Genomic DNA, 16,203 nt, shown 5'->3' on the forward strand with positions numbered 1-16,203 from the left:
CTGTCTCCACCCGAGACTCAGTGAAATTGAACTTGCCGTGAAGATGCGGTGTACCCGTGGCAAGACGGAAAGACCCCGTGAACCTTTACTATAGCTTGACAGTGAACATTGAGCCTTAATGTGTAGGATAGGTGGGAGACTAAGAAGTGTGTACGCCAGTATGCATGGAGTCGACCTTGAAATACCACCCTTTAATGTTTGATGTTCTAACCTATACTTCTGAATCGAGGTAAGGGACACTGTCTGGTGGGTAGTTTGACTGGGGCGGTCTCCTCCCAAAGAGTAACGGAGGAGCACGAAGGTTAGCTAATCCTGGTCGGACATCAGGAGGTTAGTGCAATGGCAAAAGCTAGCTTGACTGCGAGAGTGACGGCTCGAGCAGGTACGAAAGTAGGTCATAGTGATCCGGTGGTTCTGAATGGAAGGGCCATCGCTCAACGGATAAAAGGTACTCCGGGGATAACAGGCTGATACCGCCCAAGAGTTCATATCGACGGCGGTGTTTGGCACCTCGATGTCGGCTCATCACATCCTGGGGCTGAAGTAGGTCCCAAGGGTACGGCTGTTCGCCGTTTAAAGTGGTACGCGAGCTGGGTTTAGAACGTCGTGAGACAGTTCGGTCCCTATCTGCCATGGGCGTAGGAAAATTGAGAGGGTTTGCTTCTAGTACGAGAGGACCGAAGTGAACGCACCGCTGGTGTTCGGGTTGTGATGCCAATTGCATTGCCCGGTAGCTACGTGCGGAATAGATAAGTGCTGAAAGCATCTAAGCACGAAACTAGCCTCGAGATGAGTTTTCCCTGAAGAGATTCAGTAAGGTCCGTTTGAGACTAAGACGTAGATAGGTCAGGTGTGTAAGTGTAGTGATACATTGAGCTAACTGATACTAATGAACCGAGAGTCTTAACCTTACAACTCGGAGTTGTTTTGGGATACGCGAAGTTGAGAGATTAAGAAATCATCGAAAGATGGTGAAAGATTAATAAAACAGTTTGTTCCGGATTGAGCGATTGGTGAAGATATGTGATAATCATCATCAGTTGAAAAAGAGAAGACAGAATATGTCTGGCGGTAATAGCGCGGTGGTCCCACCTGACCCCATGCCGAACTCAGAAGTGAAACGCCGTAGTGCCGATGGTAGTGTGGGTATTACCCATGTGAGAGTAGGGTGCCGCCAGACTTTTAAATTAGAGCGAAAGCCCAGCAGCAATGCTGGGCTTTTTTGCATTCTAAGGTTATTTAATTCTTCTGAGGATAGAATGAGTTCATTAATCGCTTTTAATAAACCATTTAATGTCGTGACACAGTTTTCTGCTCATGAAAAATATCAGACATTAAAAGATTATATATCCATGCCTAGATTTTATCCTGCTGGTCGTTTAGATACTGACAGTGAAGGATTATTATTACTGACCAATGATGGTAAATTGCAGTCTAAAATTAGTTCTCCAAAATTTAAATTACCTAAAACCTATTGGGTACAAGTTGAAGGGTTAATTGATAAGCAAGCGATTGATAAATTAATCAGTGGTGTACAATTAAAGGAATTTCACACCGCACCTGCAATCGTGGATTTTTTAGAAGAGCCTATTAATTTGTGGCAACGAGTCCCACCTATTCGAGAACGCAAAACAATTCCCACTTCATGGATAAGTATTACTATAACAGAAGGAAAAAATCGACAAGTTAGAAGAATGTGTGCCGCCGTTGGATTTCCTTGCTTACGTTTAATTCGAGTTCAGATTGGCAAGTATAATTTATTTACTCACAACCTACCCCAAGGCGAATGGCGATCTATTACTCTCAACGATCTTTATATTAAATAATTAAATTTAATTCACGATCCTTAAAAGATTCAAGGATCAAATAGATCAATAATATGATTCTCTTTGATCGAATACGTTGGGCTTTATAATAAAATAAGATAAAATGATCATTGATATTGATCATGGGATAAGTTATTTATGATTGAACAAAAAAAAGAAGGTTTTTTTTCTCGTTTAAAAAAAGGTCTTTTTAAAACTAAACAAAATATAGGATCTGGTTTTCTTAGCTTATTTAAAGGAAAAAAGATCGATGATCAACTGTTTGAAGAATTAGAAGAGCAATTGATCATTGCTGATGTCGGTTTCGATACCACACAAAAATTAATAAGCACATTAACACAACAAGCTTCAAGAAAAGAATTAAAAGATGCTGATGCATTACATGATCTATTAAAAAATGAAATGAAATCTATTTTAGATGGTGCTCAACAACCTCTAAATATAGAAAGTCATAAACCTTTTGTTATATTGATGGTTGGTGTAAACGGTGTTGGAAAAACGACGACAATTGGCAAATTAGCTCGTCAATTTCAACAACAAGGTAAATCAGTTATGCTTGCAGCTGGCGATACTTTTCGCGCTGCTGCTGTTGAACAATTACAGGTTTGGGGTGAACGTAATAATATCCCAGTAATCGCACAACACATTAATGCTGATTCTGCATCGGTAATTTTTGATGCCATTCAAGCTGCAAAAGCGAAAAATATTGATGTATTAATTGCTGATACTGCAGGACGTTTGCAAAATAAATCACATCTGATGGATGAATTAAAGAAGATTGTACGAGTAATTAAAAAACAAGATGAAACTGCTCCTCACGAAATCATGTTAACAATAGATGCAGGAACAGGCCAAAATGCTATTAGCCAAACTAAATTATTTAATGAAGCTGTTGGTGTAACAGGGATGACATTGACTAAATTAGATGGTACTGCAAAAGGTGGTATTATATTCAGCATTGCTGATCAGTTTAATATTCCAATCCGTTATATCGGTGTCGGTGAAAAAATAGAAGACCTAAGACCATTTGTAGCTGATGATTTTATTAACGCACTGTTTGATGAAGCAGAAGAATAGAGATAAATCATGATTCGATTTGAACGTGTTAGTAAAGTTTATTCTGGTGGAAAGCCAGCTTTGCAAAATATAACATTTACTTTATCGCAAGGGGAAATGGCTTTCTTAACAGGCCATTCAGGTGCAGGTAAAAGCACATTAATGCGTTTGATTTGTGGTTTAGAAAAAGCGAATGATGGTAAAGTATTACTTAATGGTGTTGATGTTTCTCGTTTAAAAAAACATCAAGTGCCGTTTTTGCGTCGTACAATAGGTATGATATTTCAAGATCACCAATTATTATTAGATCATACTGTTTATGAGAATGTGGCTTTTCCATTAATCATTTTAGGAAAGCCAGCCGAAGAAATTAAAAAACGAGTTTCAGCAGCATTAGATAAAGTTGGATTGATTGATAAAATGAAATTTTATCCAATACAGTTATCTGGCGGGGAGCAGCAGCGCGTAGGAATAGCTCGAGCTATTGTTAATCGCCCAACCGTATTACTTGCTGATGAACCTACTGGTAATTTAGATGATAGACTTTCAAAAGATATATTGAAATTATTTGAAGAGTTTAACCAGACTGGTGTAACTGTACTGATGGCAACGCATAACATGGGGCTTATTCGTCGAAAACACCATCGAATACTCAATTTAAATCAAGGACGTTTAGAGGTTAAAAGTTGATGATAAAGGCCAAAATTAAACCATCTAAACAAAAAAAGAATAATAGCTTTTTAGGGCGGTGGAAAAGGCAGATTGGCTATGCATGGCATAATGTATTTAACTATTTTTATCAAAATATATTTGCCTCCTTGCTGACTATTTTTGTTATTGCTATTTCAATTACTTTACCGACAATAGGCTATTTACTATTAAAAAATGCAAATCAAGCAGCAGAGCAATGGTATCCAACTCCTAACGTAACAGTTTATATAAACAAAACACTTACGCCAGAGCAAACTAATAATTTAATTGACCAATTTAAAACGATTCCTGAAGTTCAAAATGTGACTTATCTTTCTCGAGATGAAACACGCGATGAATTCAAAACTTGGTCAGGATTTGATGATGCACTTGATTTACTTGCTGACAATCCATTGCCTGCAGTTGCTATCATTTTTCCAGTTGAAGAAGCTAAGCAAACTAATAAATTACACGATCTACAAGCACAATTACGAAAAATAGATGGTGTCGATGATGTACAGCTTGATGACAGTTGGTTTACGCGATTAACGGCATTAACCAATATGGTTAAATCAATAGTATGGACGATTTCAATCTTTATGATCATTGCTGTGTCACTGGTTATTGGGAATAGCATTCGGTTAAATATATTTGCTCGCAGGCAAACGATTACGGTTATGCAATTGATTGGGGCAACGGAAGGCTTTATTTTACGACCATTTTTATATAATGGTATTTTTACTGGATTAATTAGTGCTATTTTGGCTTTGGTTCTATCGAAAGTATTTATCCTTCAAATAGATTCAACCATGTTGCATGTATCGGATGTTTTTGGAACAATAGTTAATATAAATGGTCTTTCATGGGATGAAAGCTTATTAATTATTTTATTCTCAATGATTATAGGTTGGTTTTCAGCATTTATTGCTACTAAAAAGTATTTGAATAAAATGGTTATAGCTTCATAATGGTGGATTAAATATTTGCCATTTTTACCAGATCCTACATAATAAAAATTATGATAAAAATGTGAACTAAATCACATTTTAGTGGTCTAAATTAAAAGAAAGAATTAAATTGTTACACAAGTAAGATGTAACAAAATTAGTCTAATTTAAGGGGGGAATTAAATGAGTACTGATTTAAAAATGCAAGCAGGTGCTTTAATCCCACAAGGAAATATTGAATCATATCTTCGTATGATAAATACTTATCCGATGCTAACAGCTGAGGAAGAAAAGTCTCTAGGTGAAAGACTTTATTATCATGATGATGTTGATGCAGCAAGACAATTAATTTTGTCTCATTTACGCTTTGTTGCGCATATTGCGCGTGGATATTCTGGTTATGGTTTACCACAAGCTGATTTGATTCAAGAAGGTAACATTGGTTTAATGAAAGCGGTACGTCGTTTTAATCCAGGAATGGGAGTACGTTTAGTCTCTTTTGCGGTACACTGGATAAAAGCTGAAATTCACGAATACGTACTAAAAAACTGGCGTATTGTAAAAGTCGCAACCACTAAAGCGCAAAGAAAATTATTTTTTAATTTGAGAAAAAATAAACAACGTTTAGGTTGGTTTAATAGTGCTGAAGTTGATATGGTTGCTGATGAGCTTGGCGTAAGTCGTAAAGATGTACTAGAGATGGAATCACGAATGTCAGCGCAAGATATGTCATTTGATATTGATAGTGATGACGATGATAATTCAATAGTTGCTCCTGCGCTTTATTTAGAAGATGTTAATTCTGATTTTTCTAAATCAATTGAAAATGACAATTGGGAAAATGATGCAACTGATAAATTACATGATGCATTATCTCAATTAGACGAGCGTAGCCAAGATATTATTAAAGCGCGTTGGTTAGATGCTGATGATAGCAAATCAACATTGCAGGTTTTGGCTGATAAATATAGTGTTTCGGCTGAGCGTATACGCCAACTCGAAAAAAATGCAATGAAAAAACTACGTGTTGCTATTGAAGCATAAATAATTAGTTAATTTTTTCGAAGCCTTGCCGTTAAACAGTAAGGCTTTTTTATTATCACAAATAAGTTAATAACGATAAATTATTATCGTTTTATTTTAATAAATTGTTGTTTTTTTATTTCCCTCAGCTTATACTCTATTTGGTAAATTTAACCAAAAGGAAATAAAAATGAACACAGATATAGCTAAAAATCAGACTCGCTTAAATCAATATTGTAAATTGATGTCAGTATTAATTTTGATCCCTATCTTATGTATGCTGATTGGAACGATATCGCCTTTGTTATATTACTTTTTTGATAAGAACAATATTGGGTTTGGATCGGATGGATATTCTTTTTTCATTTCCACGACAATGGATGATAGTATCGACATTTCCACAGGCCTAAACTTTTGGCAAGCTGCCTTAGCAACACTTATTGATACCGGCAGAATTGTTATTTTAATTTATGCTTTTAATCAACTACGATTAATGCTGGTTAATTTTGCGCAAGCGGACTATTTTTCCGTTAAATCAACAAAATACTGTTATAACTTTGGTAAATTTTTGGTAATTTGGGCGATAATGGGCATACTTTCAGAACCGGCTATAACGGCAATATTAAGTTACAATCAACCTGAGCGTTATTTTACGGTATCGTTTACTAGCGAAGATTTTATGACATTGCTTTTAGCAATCAGTATTATGCTAATTGGTCAGATCTTAAAAAAAGCCAGTCAGATCGCTGAAGAAAATAGACAGTTTATCTAAATATGGCATATAAATAATAACGTTGAGTGCGATACAATGATGTTAACCTAGAAACCGATTTAATAGGATCTTAATGTGGCAATTATTATAAATTTAGATGTAATGCTGGCTAAACGCAAAGTTAAATCCAAAGACTTAGCAGCCGCAATCGGCATTACTGAACAAAATTTATCATTACTAAAGCAAGGTAAAGTAAAAGGATTCAGACTGGCAACCCTCGAGGCAATCTGTAAACACTTAGATTGCCAACCGGGCGATATACTGGAATATACTGATAAAGAGTAAATGATTAACTTATTGCAAGTAAGGCCGCTTGCTCGGCATGCAATAAAGCGGTATCAAAAAATGGCGTCAGGCAATCTGTCTGTTGGATTAACAAGCCAATTTCAGTGCAACCCAGTATAACGCCTTGTGCACCTTGGTTAACAAGTTTTTCAATAATATCAAGATAAGCTTGCTTAGCGCTTGGCTTAATTATGCCATGGCAGAGTTCATCATAAATAACCCGATTGATGATTATTCTATCTTGCTCATCGGGAATCAGTACTTTTAAACCTTTATTAATCAGTTTTGATTTATAAAAGTCTTGTTCCATCGTATATTTTGTTCCTAGCAAAGCAACCGTTTGAATATTGCCTTTGATTAAGTGCTGTGCCGTAACATCAGCAATATGGAGAATGGGAATATCAATGGCAGCTTGAACCTGATCAGCGACTTTATGCATCGTATTGGTACAAATCACGATAAAATCTGCCCCAGCTAATGCTAGTCTTTTCGCTGCATCAATTAAAATGAGCGCACTTTTATCCCACTCACCATTGGACTGACAATGTTCAATTTCTTGAAAGTCGACACTATATAAAAGTGTCTTGGCGGAATGTAATCCTCCTAATGATTTTCCTACCATTTGATTGATCACTTGATAATAAGTCACTGTGCTTTCCCAGCTCATCCCGCCGATTAAACCTATTGTTTTCATTTTATCCATTTCCTAAAAGTATTAAGCGAACTGTATGATTAAAATTATGTCGAAAAGATTAAATTTGTTTAATGTTAAGGTATTTTGGTAAATAAACCAAAGCGTCTTGTAACAATCTTTTAAACTTAAAAAACTTATATAACATAGTATATAAATCTTTTGATGCTATAATCGATATTAGTAGAATATAAGGAAAAAGCAATAATGCGAAAGCCGTTATCCAGTTATCATCCCTTACTTTATTGGTTAAGGATAAATCAGCGTCGTTTGTTTCGTCATTTGTACTGGTATTGTTCTTCGCGTCAATATAGCTTAAAACGTAGTCATGATTTACGTTTACCTTTTCGCTATAAAAAACATACCTCTAAGTTAATACGTCGATTGGGTAACAGCGATATTCAGCTTCAATACAATAAAGTCACAAACCTAAAAATTGCCGTTGATTCGTTAAATGGAATCTTAATTAAGCCTGGTGAATATTTCTCGTTTTGCCGATTAGTCGGAAAACCAACTAAAAAGCGAGGATTTGTGAATGGAATGGAACTTTCATTTGGCGTAGCTCGTTCAGGTATTGGCGGTGGTATATGTCAGATCAGTAATTTAATTCATTGGTTAGCTCTCCATTCAGAACTCCAAATAGTTGAGCGAGCAAATCATAGCTTTGATCCTTTTCCTGATGATGGTCGAGTGTTACCTTTTGGTTCGGGTGCCGCTATTTTTTATAATTATATTGATCTTATTATTCATAATCCTACCGATAAAACGTTTCAAATTATGCTTCATGTTGGCGATCACCAACTAGAGGGTGAGCTATTATGTGATGCAGAAAGACTATACAGCTATCATGTTTATGAAAAGCAGCATGCCTTTATTAAAAGGCAAGGTGTTATCTATAGAAAAAATGAAATCTGGAGAGACACCATGACCAAAAACAATGTCGGTGGCGCCCCGGCATGTATTTGCTCTGAAATGATGTATAAAAATAATGTAATTGTAAAATACGAAGTGAATGGAGAATTGATAACAAATGAAGAAAGCCAGTAAATATCTATTATTAATGCTAATTATGTGTTTTTCCGTTTCATGTTTTGCTGATCCCAAAGTAATTCATGTTGTTGTTGCATTATGTGATAATAAGTATCAAGGAATTGTACCCGTTCCAGCAGCAATCGGTAATGGTCAAGATCCAAAAAATAATCTTTATTGGGGCGCCGCCTATGGCTTTAAAACATTTTTTAGTAAACAAAAAGAATGGCAAGTAGTCCAAGTCAATAAACCTCAAGAGGGTAAAATATTAGAAGAGATTATCTATAAACATAAAAGCAAAGATGTTTATATTATTGCGCAAGCTTATGATGGTAAATATATTGATAATACGATTGATGATTTTATTAATTACTCAGCAGGCAAAAAACAATCAACATTTACCCTAGATAACAAAAAAATAATCGCTGGCGGTGGTAAAGCTAATTTAGTTGTTTACATTGGTCACAATGGTTTAATGGAATGGTCTTGGAGTAAATTCTTTGGTTATGAAACGAGTTGGGCGTCAAACTCAAAAGAAGAGAAAGAAAAGCAAAAATCGCGCTATGCGGCCGTTTTTGCTTGTAAAAGTCAAAAATATTTTTCCAAACCGTTATTAGCTACCGGAATTTCACCATTGATATTAACCATGCAGTATATGGCTCCGGAAGCGTATAGTGTGCACGCTATGATTGATAGTTGGTTAAATGGTGAAAGCAAAGCAAATGTAAGATCAAAAGTAGCTAGTGCTTATAGTAAGTATCAAAACTTAAAAAAACCTGCTATGAGCATGTTTACAACCGAATATAGCCAATAGCAAATCAATTAAACCTACCTAATTAGAAAGATAAGAAGTTAAGGTATGATGAAAGAAACGAAAATTGTTATTTTAACGGGTGCGGGTATTTCTGCAGAATCTGGACTATCGACATTCCGTGCACAAAATGGATTGTGGGAAGGATATGATGTTAATGATGTTGCAACCTATGAAGGTTATAGTCGCGATCCCATTGAGGTCCATTCTTTCTATAATATGCTACGAAAAAAATCACAAAGCCCTGAGGTAAAACCAAACTTAGCGCATTTTGCTTTAGCTGAGCTTGAACATAAGCTCGGCAGTGAAAATGTATTAATTGTGACACAAAATGTTGATAATCTTCATGAGCGGGCGGGTTCTAAAAATATTATTCACATGCATGGCGAATTATTGAAAGTTCGTAATGAGCAAACCGGGCAAATTATTGATTGTCATCAAGATGTGGATTATGTAAAAAATAAGCTTATTCGTCCACACATAGTATGGTTTGGTGAAATCCCATTAGAGATGAATAAAATTTACCATGCGCTTTCACAAGCTGACTATTTTATTTCGATTGGTACATCGGGCAATGTTTACCCGGCAGCGGGTTTTGTCGAGGTTGCTAATCAATCGGGGGCAAAAACTGTTGAGCTCAATTTAGAGCCGAGTTTGGGGGAAAGTTTATTTCAAACCAAAATTTACGGCCCTGCAAGTAAAATTGTGCCTGAATTTGTTAAAACATTAAGCGTTAATTAATTAAGTTTCTTCAAATATTTTTTCGTATCTAAATTTTCCATTTGGCCTAGAATCCATTTTGCTTTTTTTTGTGTAAGGATATTAGGATTAACTGGACTCCATTTTCTAGGATTAGGTAAAATTGCAGCCAGTAAACTAGCTTGCTCTTTGGTTAATTGCTTTGCACTGACACCAAAGTAGTGGCGTGAGGCGGCCTCAATACCAAAAATCCCTTCACCCCATTCAACGCTATTTAAATAAATCTCAAGTGTCCGTTGCTTTGACCAAATAAGCTCAATCCAAACTGTGAACCATGATTCAACACCTTTGCGGATCCAATTTCGCGATGACCATAAAAAAATATTTTTCGCAACTTGCTGAGTTATGGTACTGGCGCCACGGATTTTTCTATTATTTTTATTATAATTTAACGCACGGTTTATAGCCTTAAAATCAAATCCCCAATGATTGGCAAATTGCTGATCTTCAGCAGCTATAACGGCAATCTTAATATTATCTGAAATTTGATCCCAATCTTTCCAAATTCGTTGTTGATTAATATTCCAGTTAGCGATCTTTCTTTCGACCATCAACATGGAACCCCAAGGATTAACCCAACGCATAAGCAGAATAAGAAAAACAGAGAAAAGCATTAATCCAATGAGGACTTTCTTGGCAATGCTTATAGTTTTTCTTAGTTGAAATTTCATAGTGATAATATTAGTAAAAAAACAGTTAAGTAAAATACGATATATTAACGGCAAAATAAATAATTATTTATAAAATTCACAATTTGCTCTGGTTGATTAATATCTAATACAGGTAAAGATGTTATTAACGGCTCATCGCTAGCAACAGCAATGGTAAAATCATCAATAAATAATGGTTTTTGACATTGTTTTAGATGACACATAATTTTAGGAATTTTTTCATCTTTAAATCCCTCAATTAATATCACATCAACATCGGTAAACCGATTAATAAGCGTTTTTAGATCTGCTGGGGTATCGGGTGTTTCCTCAATCAATGCGTAACGTTTATCGCAGGCAACAATAGTTTGTAATGCTCCCGATTTGCGTAGCTCATAACTATCTTTGCCAGGGATATCTAACTCAATATCATGATGGGCATGTTTTAATGAACCTACTTTAATATTTCGCAAAACCATTAACTGAATAATCTTTTTTAGCAAAGTAGTTTTACCACATCCACTATATCCAGTGATACCAATAATTTTTTTATTATTCATAGATTCTCAACAATAACGTGCTATATTTAAACGTAAATATTATTTTATACAAGATTAATGATATGTACGATTTTTTAAATGATTATAATCAAACAGTACACCCTAAATTGTTAGAAGAATTTATCAATATCAATAATAAAAAGTTGATTGGATATGGCTTAGATGATTGTTGTAATGAAGCAATCGATCAGATTAGGAAAAGATTAAAATCCCCGAATGCAGACATACATTTTATGGCTGGTGGGACAATTACCAATTTAACAACCATTTCACATATACTAAAACCATATCAGGCTGTGATTGCAGCGGAAACCGGACACATCAATGTGCATGAAACGGGTGCAATTGAAGCCACAGGGCATAAGGTTGTAACGGTGAAAACTGAAGATGGAAAATTAACACCAGAATCCATAAAACCTGTTTTAGATTATCATTGTGACGAGCACATGGTCCAACCAAAGCTGATATACATTTCCAACACTACCGAATTAGGTACCCTATATACCAAACAAGAGCTAAAAAAACTGTATCAATTTTGTCAAAAAAATCATTTATATCTTTATTTAGATGGTGCGCGTTTAGCTATGGCATTAGGCGCTAAAGATAATGACATTACTTTCCCTGATTTAGCCAAATATACCGATGTATTTTATATTGGTGGCACTAAAGTTGGTGGTTTTGCTGGTGAAGCGTTGGTATTTAACAATCATACTATTAATCGCGACTTCCGTTTTAATATGAAACAAAAAGGAGCAATATTAGCTAAAAGTTGGATTATAGCTGTACAATTTAAAGCGTTAATGCAAAATAACCTTTATCTTTCATTAGGCAAACATAGCAATATGATGGCTGAAAAACTTACAAACTTATTTGAAAATGAGGGATTCACCTTTGCAGCCAAACCACAAACCAACCAGCTGTTTGTCAATTTACCGAATCAATTAGCCAAAAAAATTACTTCACGTTATGCTGTGGATAATTTAGGGCAAAGTGATCCAAACCATATTTGTTTACGTTTTTGCACTTCGTGGTCAACACAAGAAGTTGAAATAGAAAACTTTGCTCAAGAATTAAAAAAATTGCTTAAAAAATGACAGTAAGTTTTTATCTATCAAACTGTTAATAATTAAAATATAAAAAAAGTTGAGGAACGGGGTTTTTAAACAAAAAAATCAATAAGCTAACGTATAAAAAGGCTCGATTTGTGATTTATTTATTCGCCTCAATTACCAAATTGGCACTTTCTAGCATATCAACTGTATTAATATTGATAAAACTTGTAGGCGTATCGCTAAAATCAACAGCAGTTGCATGAATCTTCTTTAAAAACAACATCAGTTTGCGATCACCGTTTTCCAAATATTTTTTTAGTTGAGTAATGACAGATTTATTGATTAATAAAATGGTTGGATGATTATCCTTACCATCAAAAGGGAAAATAGCTTGATGAGTAGCTGAAAATTTTGCTAAACGAGCGAGCAAATCATCTGGTAAAAAAGGGGTATCACAACTAACAAATAAGTTCCAATCTGTATTGCTTCGTAATAAGCCACTATAGATTCCGGCAAGCGGCCCTAAAAATCCTGTTAAATCATCACCAAAAATAGGGTAGTTTAGCGAGCCATACTGATCATCATGCCGATTACAATTAATCATTATAAAATCGACTTGAGGTTTGATGCGATCAATTACATGTTGAAAAAGTGGTTTCCCAGCTAATAACATCAAGCCTTTATCCACACCATTCATGCGGTTACTCTGACCACCAGCTAAAATAATAGCAGTAATAGGCAGTTTTTCCATAAATTCTTTCTCTTTTACATTGCCAAAAAGCAAAATAACATTACTATATAGCAAAGTTATTTTTTAGACATAAAATATATTTGTTTATGAATCTTTTAAATGGACAATTTAAATTTAAAGCCGAGTATATACTAGAAGCTTATTAATATATAGATTGTAAAGTAAAGATTAACATAAAGGTTTATGTCATCACCTATCAACTTAGTTGAATAATTAAAAGGTAGTTATTATGAAATGTCATCGTATTGATGAGTTAATTGAGTTATTACAACCAGCTTGGGAAAATGATTCAGATCTCAATTTATTACAGCTTTTAGATAAATTGGGTAAAGAAGCTGGTTTTGATGGTAATTTAAAAGATCTTAGTGATGAAGTTTTAATTTATCATTTAAAAATGCGTAATTCAGATAAAAACGAAGCTATACCTGGATTAAAAAAAGATTATGAAGATGATTTTAAATCAGCAATATTAAAAGCTCGCGGAATTATTAAAGAATAAGGAGAATAAATTAAATGAAAAAAACGCTTATTGCTATTGGAGTATTATTAACTTCTATAACCTGTTTTGCGCAAGAAGCGCCAGCAGATAATAAAAATGATACTCAACCAGCTACAGCAAATGTTGCTGAGCAGTTAAAACCGATTGAACAAGGTGAACAATATGGTGTTTTACCATTTGAACCCTCTCCAGATAAAGAGGTTGTAGAGTTTTTCTCATTCAACTGCCCTAGCTGTTTTAAATTTGAAAGCGAATATCATGCAACAGACGCGATTGCTAAAGCTTTACCAAATGGTACTAAATTTAAACGTTATCATTTAGACAATTTTGGTCCGTTAGCTAAAGAGCTAGCTGAAGCATGGGCGGTGGCTAATGTATTAGGTATTGAAGATAAAGTGTCAGATGCACTTTATAAAGCTGTACAAACCGAGCGTAAATTAAAAACTGCTGATGATATTAAAGCTGTCTTTGCAGACTTAGGTGTTGATGCTGAACAGTTTGATAAAACCAAACAAAGTTTTTTAGTTAAAGCGTTTATGACACAACAAACTGAGGCCTATAACCAATTAAGACCTGAGTCAATTCCAACTGTTGTGGTTAATCGTAAGTTTTTTGTGAACTCACGTGGTCTTAATACTAAAAATACCACTGATTATGTCAAAGATTATGCGAGAGTTACTGCCTACTTAGTGGATTTAGATCCGCATGTTAAGGTAGAAATTGATAAAAAAACTGAAAGTGAAGAACAAAATAATTAATTTTTAAACGGTTATTAACAAATTGTCATCCCTTTGCAGTTTATCGTGCAAAGGGATTTTATTTTAATAGCGCTTTTTATTCTCTTTCTAATGCATAAATTGGATCAAGTTTTGCGGCTCGTTTTGCTGGAAAATACCCAAAAATTATGCCAATTATACTTGAACAGCTAAAGGCAGCGATAATTGAAATGATTGAAAAACGCATTGCAAATGATGTGACAAAATAATTAAAAATCCCACCGACCACAAATGATAATAAAATACCTAATGTTCCGCCGATCAAACACACTAATACCGCTTCGATTAAAAACTGTTGCAATATATCACTTGAGCGTGCTCCAACAGCCATGCGCACACCAATTTCTCGAGTTCTTTCGGTAACCGATACTAGCATGATATTCATTACCCCAATACCACCGACTAACAGTGATATAAATGCAATGGTTGAGATTAATAATGTTAACACCCAAGCCGAGGAATTAACCGTTTCACGGATACTATCTGAATTAAAGATAAAAAAGTCTTTAACACCATGCCGTTGTATCATGATTTTATTAATCGCTTGTTCAGCAACTGATAAATCAACATTATCATTAATCCGAACCGTAATACTTCTTAACGATGTTTGTCCAACCATGCGATTAATGACAGTGGTATAAGGTAACCAGATATTAAGACTCTCATTATTACCAAATCCCTGTTGTTGTTTGGTGGCAACACCAATTACTCTTACCGGCAATTGACCCACCATAAGAATTTTTCCAATTGGATTTTCATTCTTAAATAACTGTTTAACGGTATTTTCATCGATAACGGCATCTTGTGCTGATGATGCAACGCTAGCTTGGTCAAAAGCAATGCCTTGGGTGATGTTATAACCACGAACGGCAAAAAATTGCTCTCCCACACCATTTACTGTACCAGTCATCGCCAAATTTTTGACTCGAAAATAGACTGATGTTGCCAGATTTGGGGTCGTGCTATGAACAAAATTCTGTTTCGCTAAAAAGTCAGCATCGGATGAGCGAAGGGTGGTAATTTTATCTGCATTACGATCCCCAAATCCGCTACCGGGATAAATCTCTAGCGTGCTTGTTCCTAATGAGTTTATATTCGAGAGTATTTTTTGTTTTGTGCCTTCTCCTAATGCAACCATGGAAACGACAGAGGCTATGCCAATGATGATACCAAGCATGGTTAGAAAAGTGCGTAATCGTTGAGAACGCATCGACAATATCGCCATATTAAAGGCATCTCGAAAGCGATTGTATTTAGCTTGAAAGTTGTCTTGGGTTTTAGTGGTTTCGATCTGTTTAACTTGGCGATTATCTTTTTTTTCTTCTACCTGATAATTAGGATTGATTGAATCTGAGATAATATTTCCGTCACTGATTTCAATAATTCGCTCTGCACTTTGGGCAATATTGCTATCATGCGTTACAATAATCACAGTATGCCCTTGTTTATGAAGTTCTCGCAAGATAGCCATAACTTCTAATCCGCTTTTACGGTCAAGTGCGCCTGTTGGTTCATCTGCTAAAATAACTTGTCCGCCATTTATTAAGGCTCGAGCAATACTGACACGCTGTTGTTGACCTCCCGATAATTGACTGGGTTTATTATTAATTTTATCTTCAAGCCCTAAACGCGTTAATATTTCAATAGCTCGTTTTTTTCGTTGTTCATTAGTGATTCCTGCATAAATGGCGGGAATTTCAACGTTACCTTGTGCAGTTAAGGCGCTTAATAAATGATAGCGTTGAAAGATAAATCCAAAATGTTCTCGACGTAATTCAGCTAATTCATCGGGTGATAATTTATTGGTGGTTCGACCTCCAATTGTATAGACTCCCGAGCTTGGTTTATCTAAACAACCTAAAATATTCATTAACGTCGATTTGCCTGAGCCAGATGCACCAATAATGGCAACCATTTCACCGGCATTAATCGTTAAATTGATATTTTTAAGCACTTGTATGGTTGAATCACCGGCTGGAAATTCACGAACAATATTTTCAAGTTTGATAAGTGGATTATTTGTCAT

The 16,203-nt window shown here is 35.1% G+C and carries 17 protein-coding genes, 2 rRNA genes and 1 pseudogene; 15 read left to right on the forward strand and 5 right to left on the reverse strand.

What is annotated here, in order from left to right; all coding sequences use genetic code 11:
- From A9G07_RS00005 to A9G07_RS00045, 9 genes and pseudogenes are all read left to right on the forward strand, one after another.
- Positions 1 to 911: ribosomal RNA gene (locus tag A9G07_RS00005) — 23S ribosomal RNA — on the forward strand; the annotation flags it as partial.
- A 153-nt stretch (positions 912 to 1,064) separates the two neighbouring features.
- A 5S ribosomal RNA gene (rrf, locus tag A9G07_RS00010) occupies positions 1,065 to 1,180 on the forward strand.
- Positions 1,181 to 1,259: 79 nt separating this feature from the next.
- Complete coding sequence (locus tag A9G07_RS00015) at positions 1,260 to 1,826, forward strand: pseudouridine synthase (RefSeq protein WP_065733537.1); 567 nt, start codon at positions 1,260 to 1,262, stop codon at positions 1,824 to 1,826.
- A gap of 153 nt (positions 1,827 to 1,979) precedes the next feature.
- Positions 1,980 to 2,903 (forward strand): annotated as a pseudogene (gene ftsY / locus A9G07_RS00020) (signal recognition particle-docking protein FtsY); the annotation flags it as partial.
- Positions 2,904 to 2,912: 9 nt separating this feature from the next.
- Positions 2,913 to 3,572 carry a cell division ATP-binding protein FtsE gene (gene ftsE / locus A9G07_RS00025; RefSeq protein ID WP_065733538.1) on the forward strand — a complete coding sequence of 220 codons (660 nt, stop codon included), beginning with the start codon at positions 2,913 to 2,915 and terminating at the stop codon, positions 3,570 to 3,572.
- Positions 3,572 to 4,540 carry a permease-like cell division protein FtsX gene (ftsX, locus tag A9G07_RS00030; protein ID WP_065733539.1) on the forward strand — a complete coding sequence of 323 codons (969 nt, stop codon included), beginning with the start codon at positions 3,572 to 3,574 and terminating at the stop codon, positions 4,538 to 4,540. The genes ftsE and ftsX overlap by 1 nt, the downstream gene beginning before the upstream one ends.
- Positions 4,541 to 4,702: 162 nt before the next feature.
- The gene (gene rpoH, locus A9G07_RS00035) at positions 4,703 to 5,563 is read left to right on the forward strand and encodes an RNA polymerase sigma factor RpoH (RefSeq protein ID WP_065733540.1); all 861 of its coding nucleotides are present in this window, start codon (positions 4,703 to 4,705) and stop codon (positions 5,561 to 5,563) included.
- 169 nt (positions 5,564 to 5,732) lie between these two features.
- On the forward strand, positions 5,733 to 6,314 hold the full coding sequence (locus A9G07_RS00040; protein WP_065733541.1) for a DUF2975 domain-containing protein: 582 nt from the start codon (positions 5,733 to 5,735) through the stop codon (positions 6,312 to 6,314).
- Positions 6,315 to 6,389: 75 nt separating this feature from the next.
- Positions 6,390 to 6,599 carry a helix-turn-helix domain-containing protein gene (locus A9G07_RS00045; RefSeq protein WP_065733542.1) on the forward strand — a complete coding sequence of 70 codons (210 nt, stop codon included), beginning with the start codon at positions 6,390 to 6,392 and terminating at the stop codon, positions 6,597 to 6,599.
- A gap of 4 nt (positions 6,600 to 6,603) precedes the next feature.
- Here the strand turns inward: A9G07_RS00045 and A9G07_RS00050 are convergent, their stop codons facing one another.
- On the reverse strand, positions 6,604 to 7,293 hold the full coding sequence (locus A9G07_RS00050; protein ID WP_065733543.1) for an aspartate/glutamate racemase family protein: 690 nt from the start codon (positions 7,291 to 7,293) through the stop codon (positions 6,604 to 6,606).
- Positions 7,294 to 7,497: 204 nt separating this feature from the next.
- Between A9G07_RS00050 and A9G07_RS00055 the strand changes: the two genes are divergently transcribed.
- Genes A9G07_RS00055 through cobB form a run of 3 tightly spaced genes read left to right on the forward strand, consistent with a single transcriptional unit; the run spans position 7,498 to position 9,871 of the window.
- Complete coding sequence (locus A9G07_RS00055) at positions 7,498 to 8,337, forward strand: VanW family protein (RefSeq protein WP_065733544.1); 840 nt, start codon at positions 7,498 to 7,500, stop codon at positions 8,335 to 8,337.
- Complete coding sequence (locus tag A9G07_RS00060; RefSeq protein WP_065563838.1) at positions 8,321 to 9,133, forward strand: hypothetical protein; 813 nt, start codon at positions 8,321 to 8,323, stop codon at positions 9,131 to 9,133. The genes A9G07_RS00055 and A9G07_RS00060 overlap by 17 nt, the downstream gene beginning before the upstream one ends.
- A gap of 45 nt (positions 9,134 to 9,178) precedes the next feature.
- Positions 9,179 to 9,871, forward strand: a complete 693-nt coding sequence (cobB, locus tag A9G07_RS00065; RefSeq protein WP_065733545.1) for a Sir2 family NAD+-dependent deacetylase — start codon at positions 9,179 to 9,181, stop codon at positions 9,869 to 9,871.
- Here the strand turns inward: cobB and mtgA are convergent.
- Both mtgA and mobB read right to left on the reverse strand, forming a co-directional pair.
- Positions 9,868 to 10,560 (reverse strand): monofunctional biosynthetic peptidoglycan transglycosylase, encoded by a 693-nt coding sequence (gene mtgA, locus A9G07_RS00070; protein WP_065733591.1) that lies wholly within the window; start codon positions 10,558 to 10,560, stop codon positions 9,868 to 9,870. The genes cobB and mtgA overlap by 4 nt on opposite strands.
- 44 nt (positions 10,561 to 10,604) lie before the next feature.
- Positions 10,605 to 11,099, reverse strand: a complete 495-nt coding sequence (mobB, locus tag A9G07_RS00075; RefSeq protein ID WP_065733546.1) for a molybdopterin-guanine dinucleotide biosynthesis protein B — start codon at positions 11,097 to 11,099, stop codon at positions 10,605 to 10,607.
- A gap of 62 nt (positions 11,100 to 11,161) precedes the next feature.
- On the opposite strand from mobB, the gene A9G07_RS00080 reads away from it, so the two are divergent.
- Positions 11,162 to 12,193, forward strand: coding sequence for a threonine aldolase family protein (locus A9G07_RS00080; protein ID WP_065733547.1), 1,032 nt, complete (start codon positions 11,162 to 11,164; stop codon positions 12,191 to 12,193).
- A 115-nt stretch (positions 12,194 to 12,308) separates the two neighbouring features.
- Here A9G07_RS00080 and mobA read toward each other — a convergent pair whose 3' ends face one another.
- Complete coding sequence (gene mobA, locus A9G07_RS00085; RefSeq protein WP_065733548.1) at positions 12,309 to 12,902, reverse strand: molybdenum cofactor guanylyltransferase MobA; 594 nt, start codon at positions 12,900 to 12,902, stop codon at positions 12,309 to 12,311.
- A 229-nt stretch (positions 12,903 to 13,131) separates the two neighbouring features.
- Between mobA and A9G07_RS00090 the strand changes: the two genes are divergently transcribed.
- Entirely contained in the window at positions 13,132 to 13,401 is a 270-nt protein-coding gene (locus tag A9G07_RS00090) for a YihD family protein (RefSeq protein ID WP_065563832.1), read from the forward strand.
- 14 nt (positions 13,402 to 13,415) lie between these two features.
- Positions 13,416 to 14,159, forward strand: coding sequence for a DsbA family protein (locus A9G07_RS00095; protein WP_065563831.1), 744 nt, complete (start codon positions 13,416 to 13,418; stop codon positions 14,157 to 14,159).
- Positions 14,160 to 14,235: 76 nt separating this feature from the next.
- Here the strand turns inward: A9G07_RS00095 and A9G07_RS00100 are convergent, their stop codons facing one another.
- Positions 14,236 to 16,203 carry a MacB family efflux pump subunit gene (locus A9G07_RS00100; protein ID WP_065563830.1) on the reverse strand — a complete coding sequence of 656 codons (1,968 nt, stop codon included), beginning with the start codon at positions 16,201 to 16,203 and terminating at the stop codon, positions 14,236 to 14,238.

The sequence above is a fragment of the Gilliamella sp. wkB72 genome, assembly GCF_001693745.1.
Taxonomy (GTDB): domain Bacteria; phylum Pseudomonadota; class Gammaproteobacteria; order Enterobacterales; family Orbaceae; genus Gilliamella; species Gilliamella apicola_E.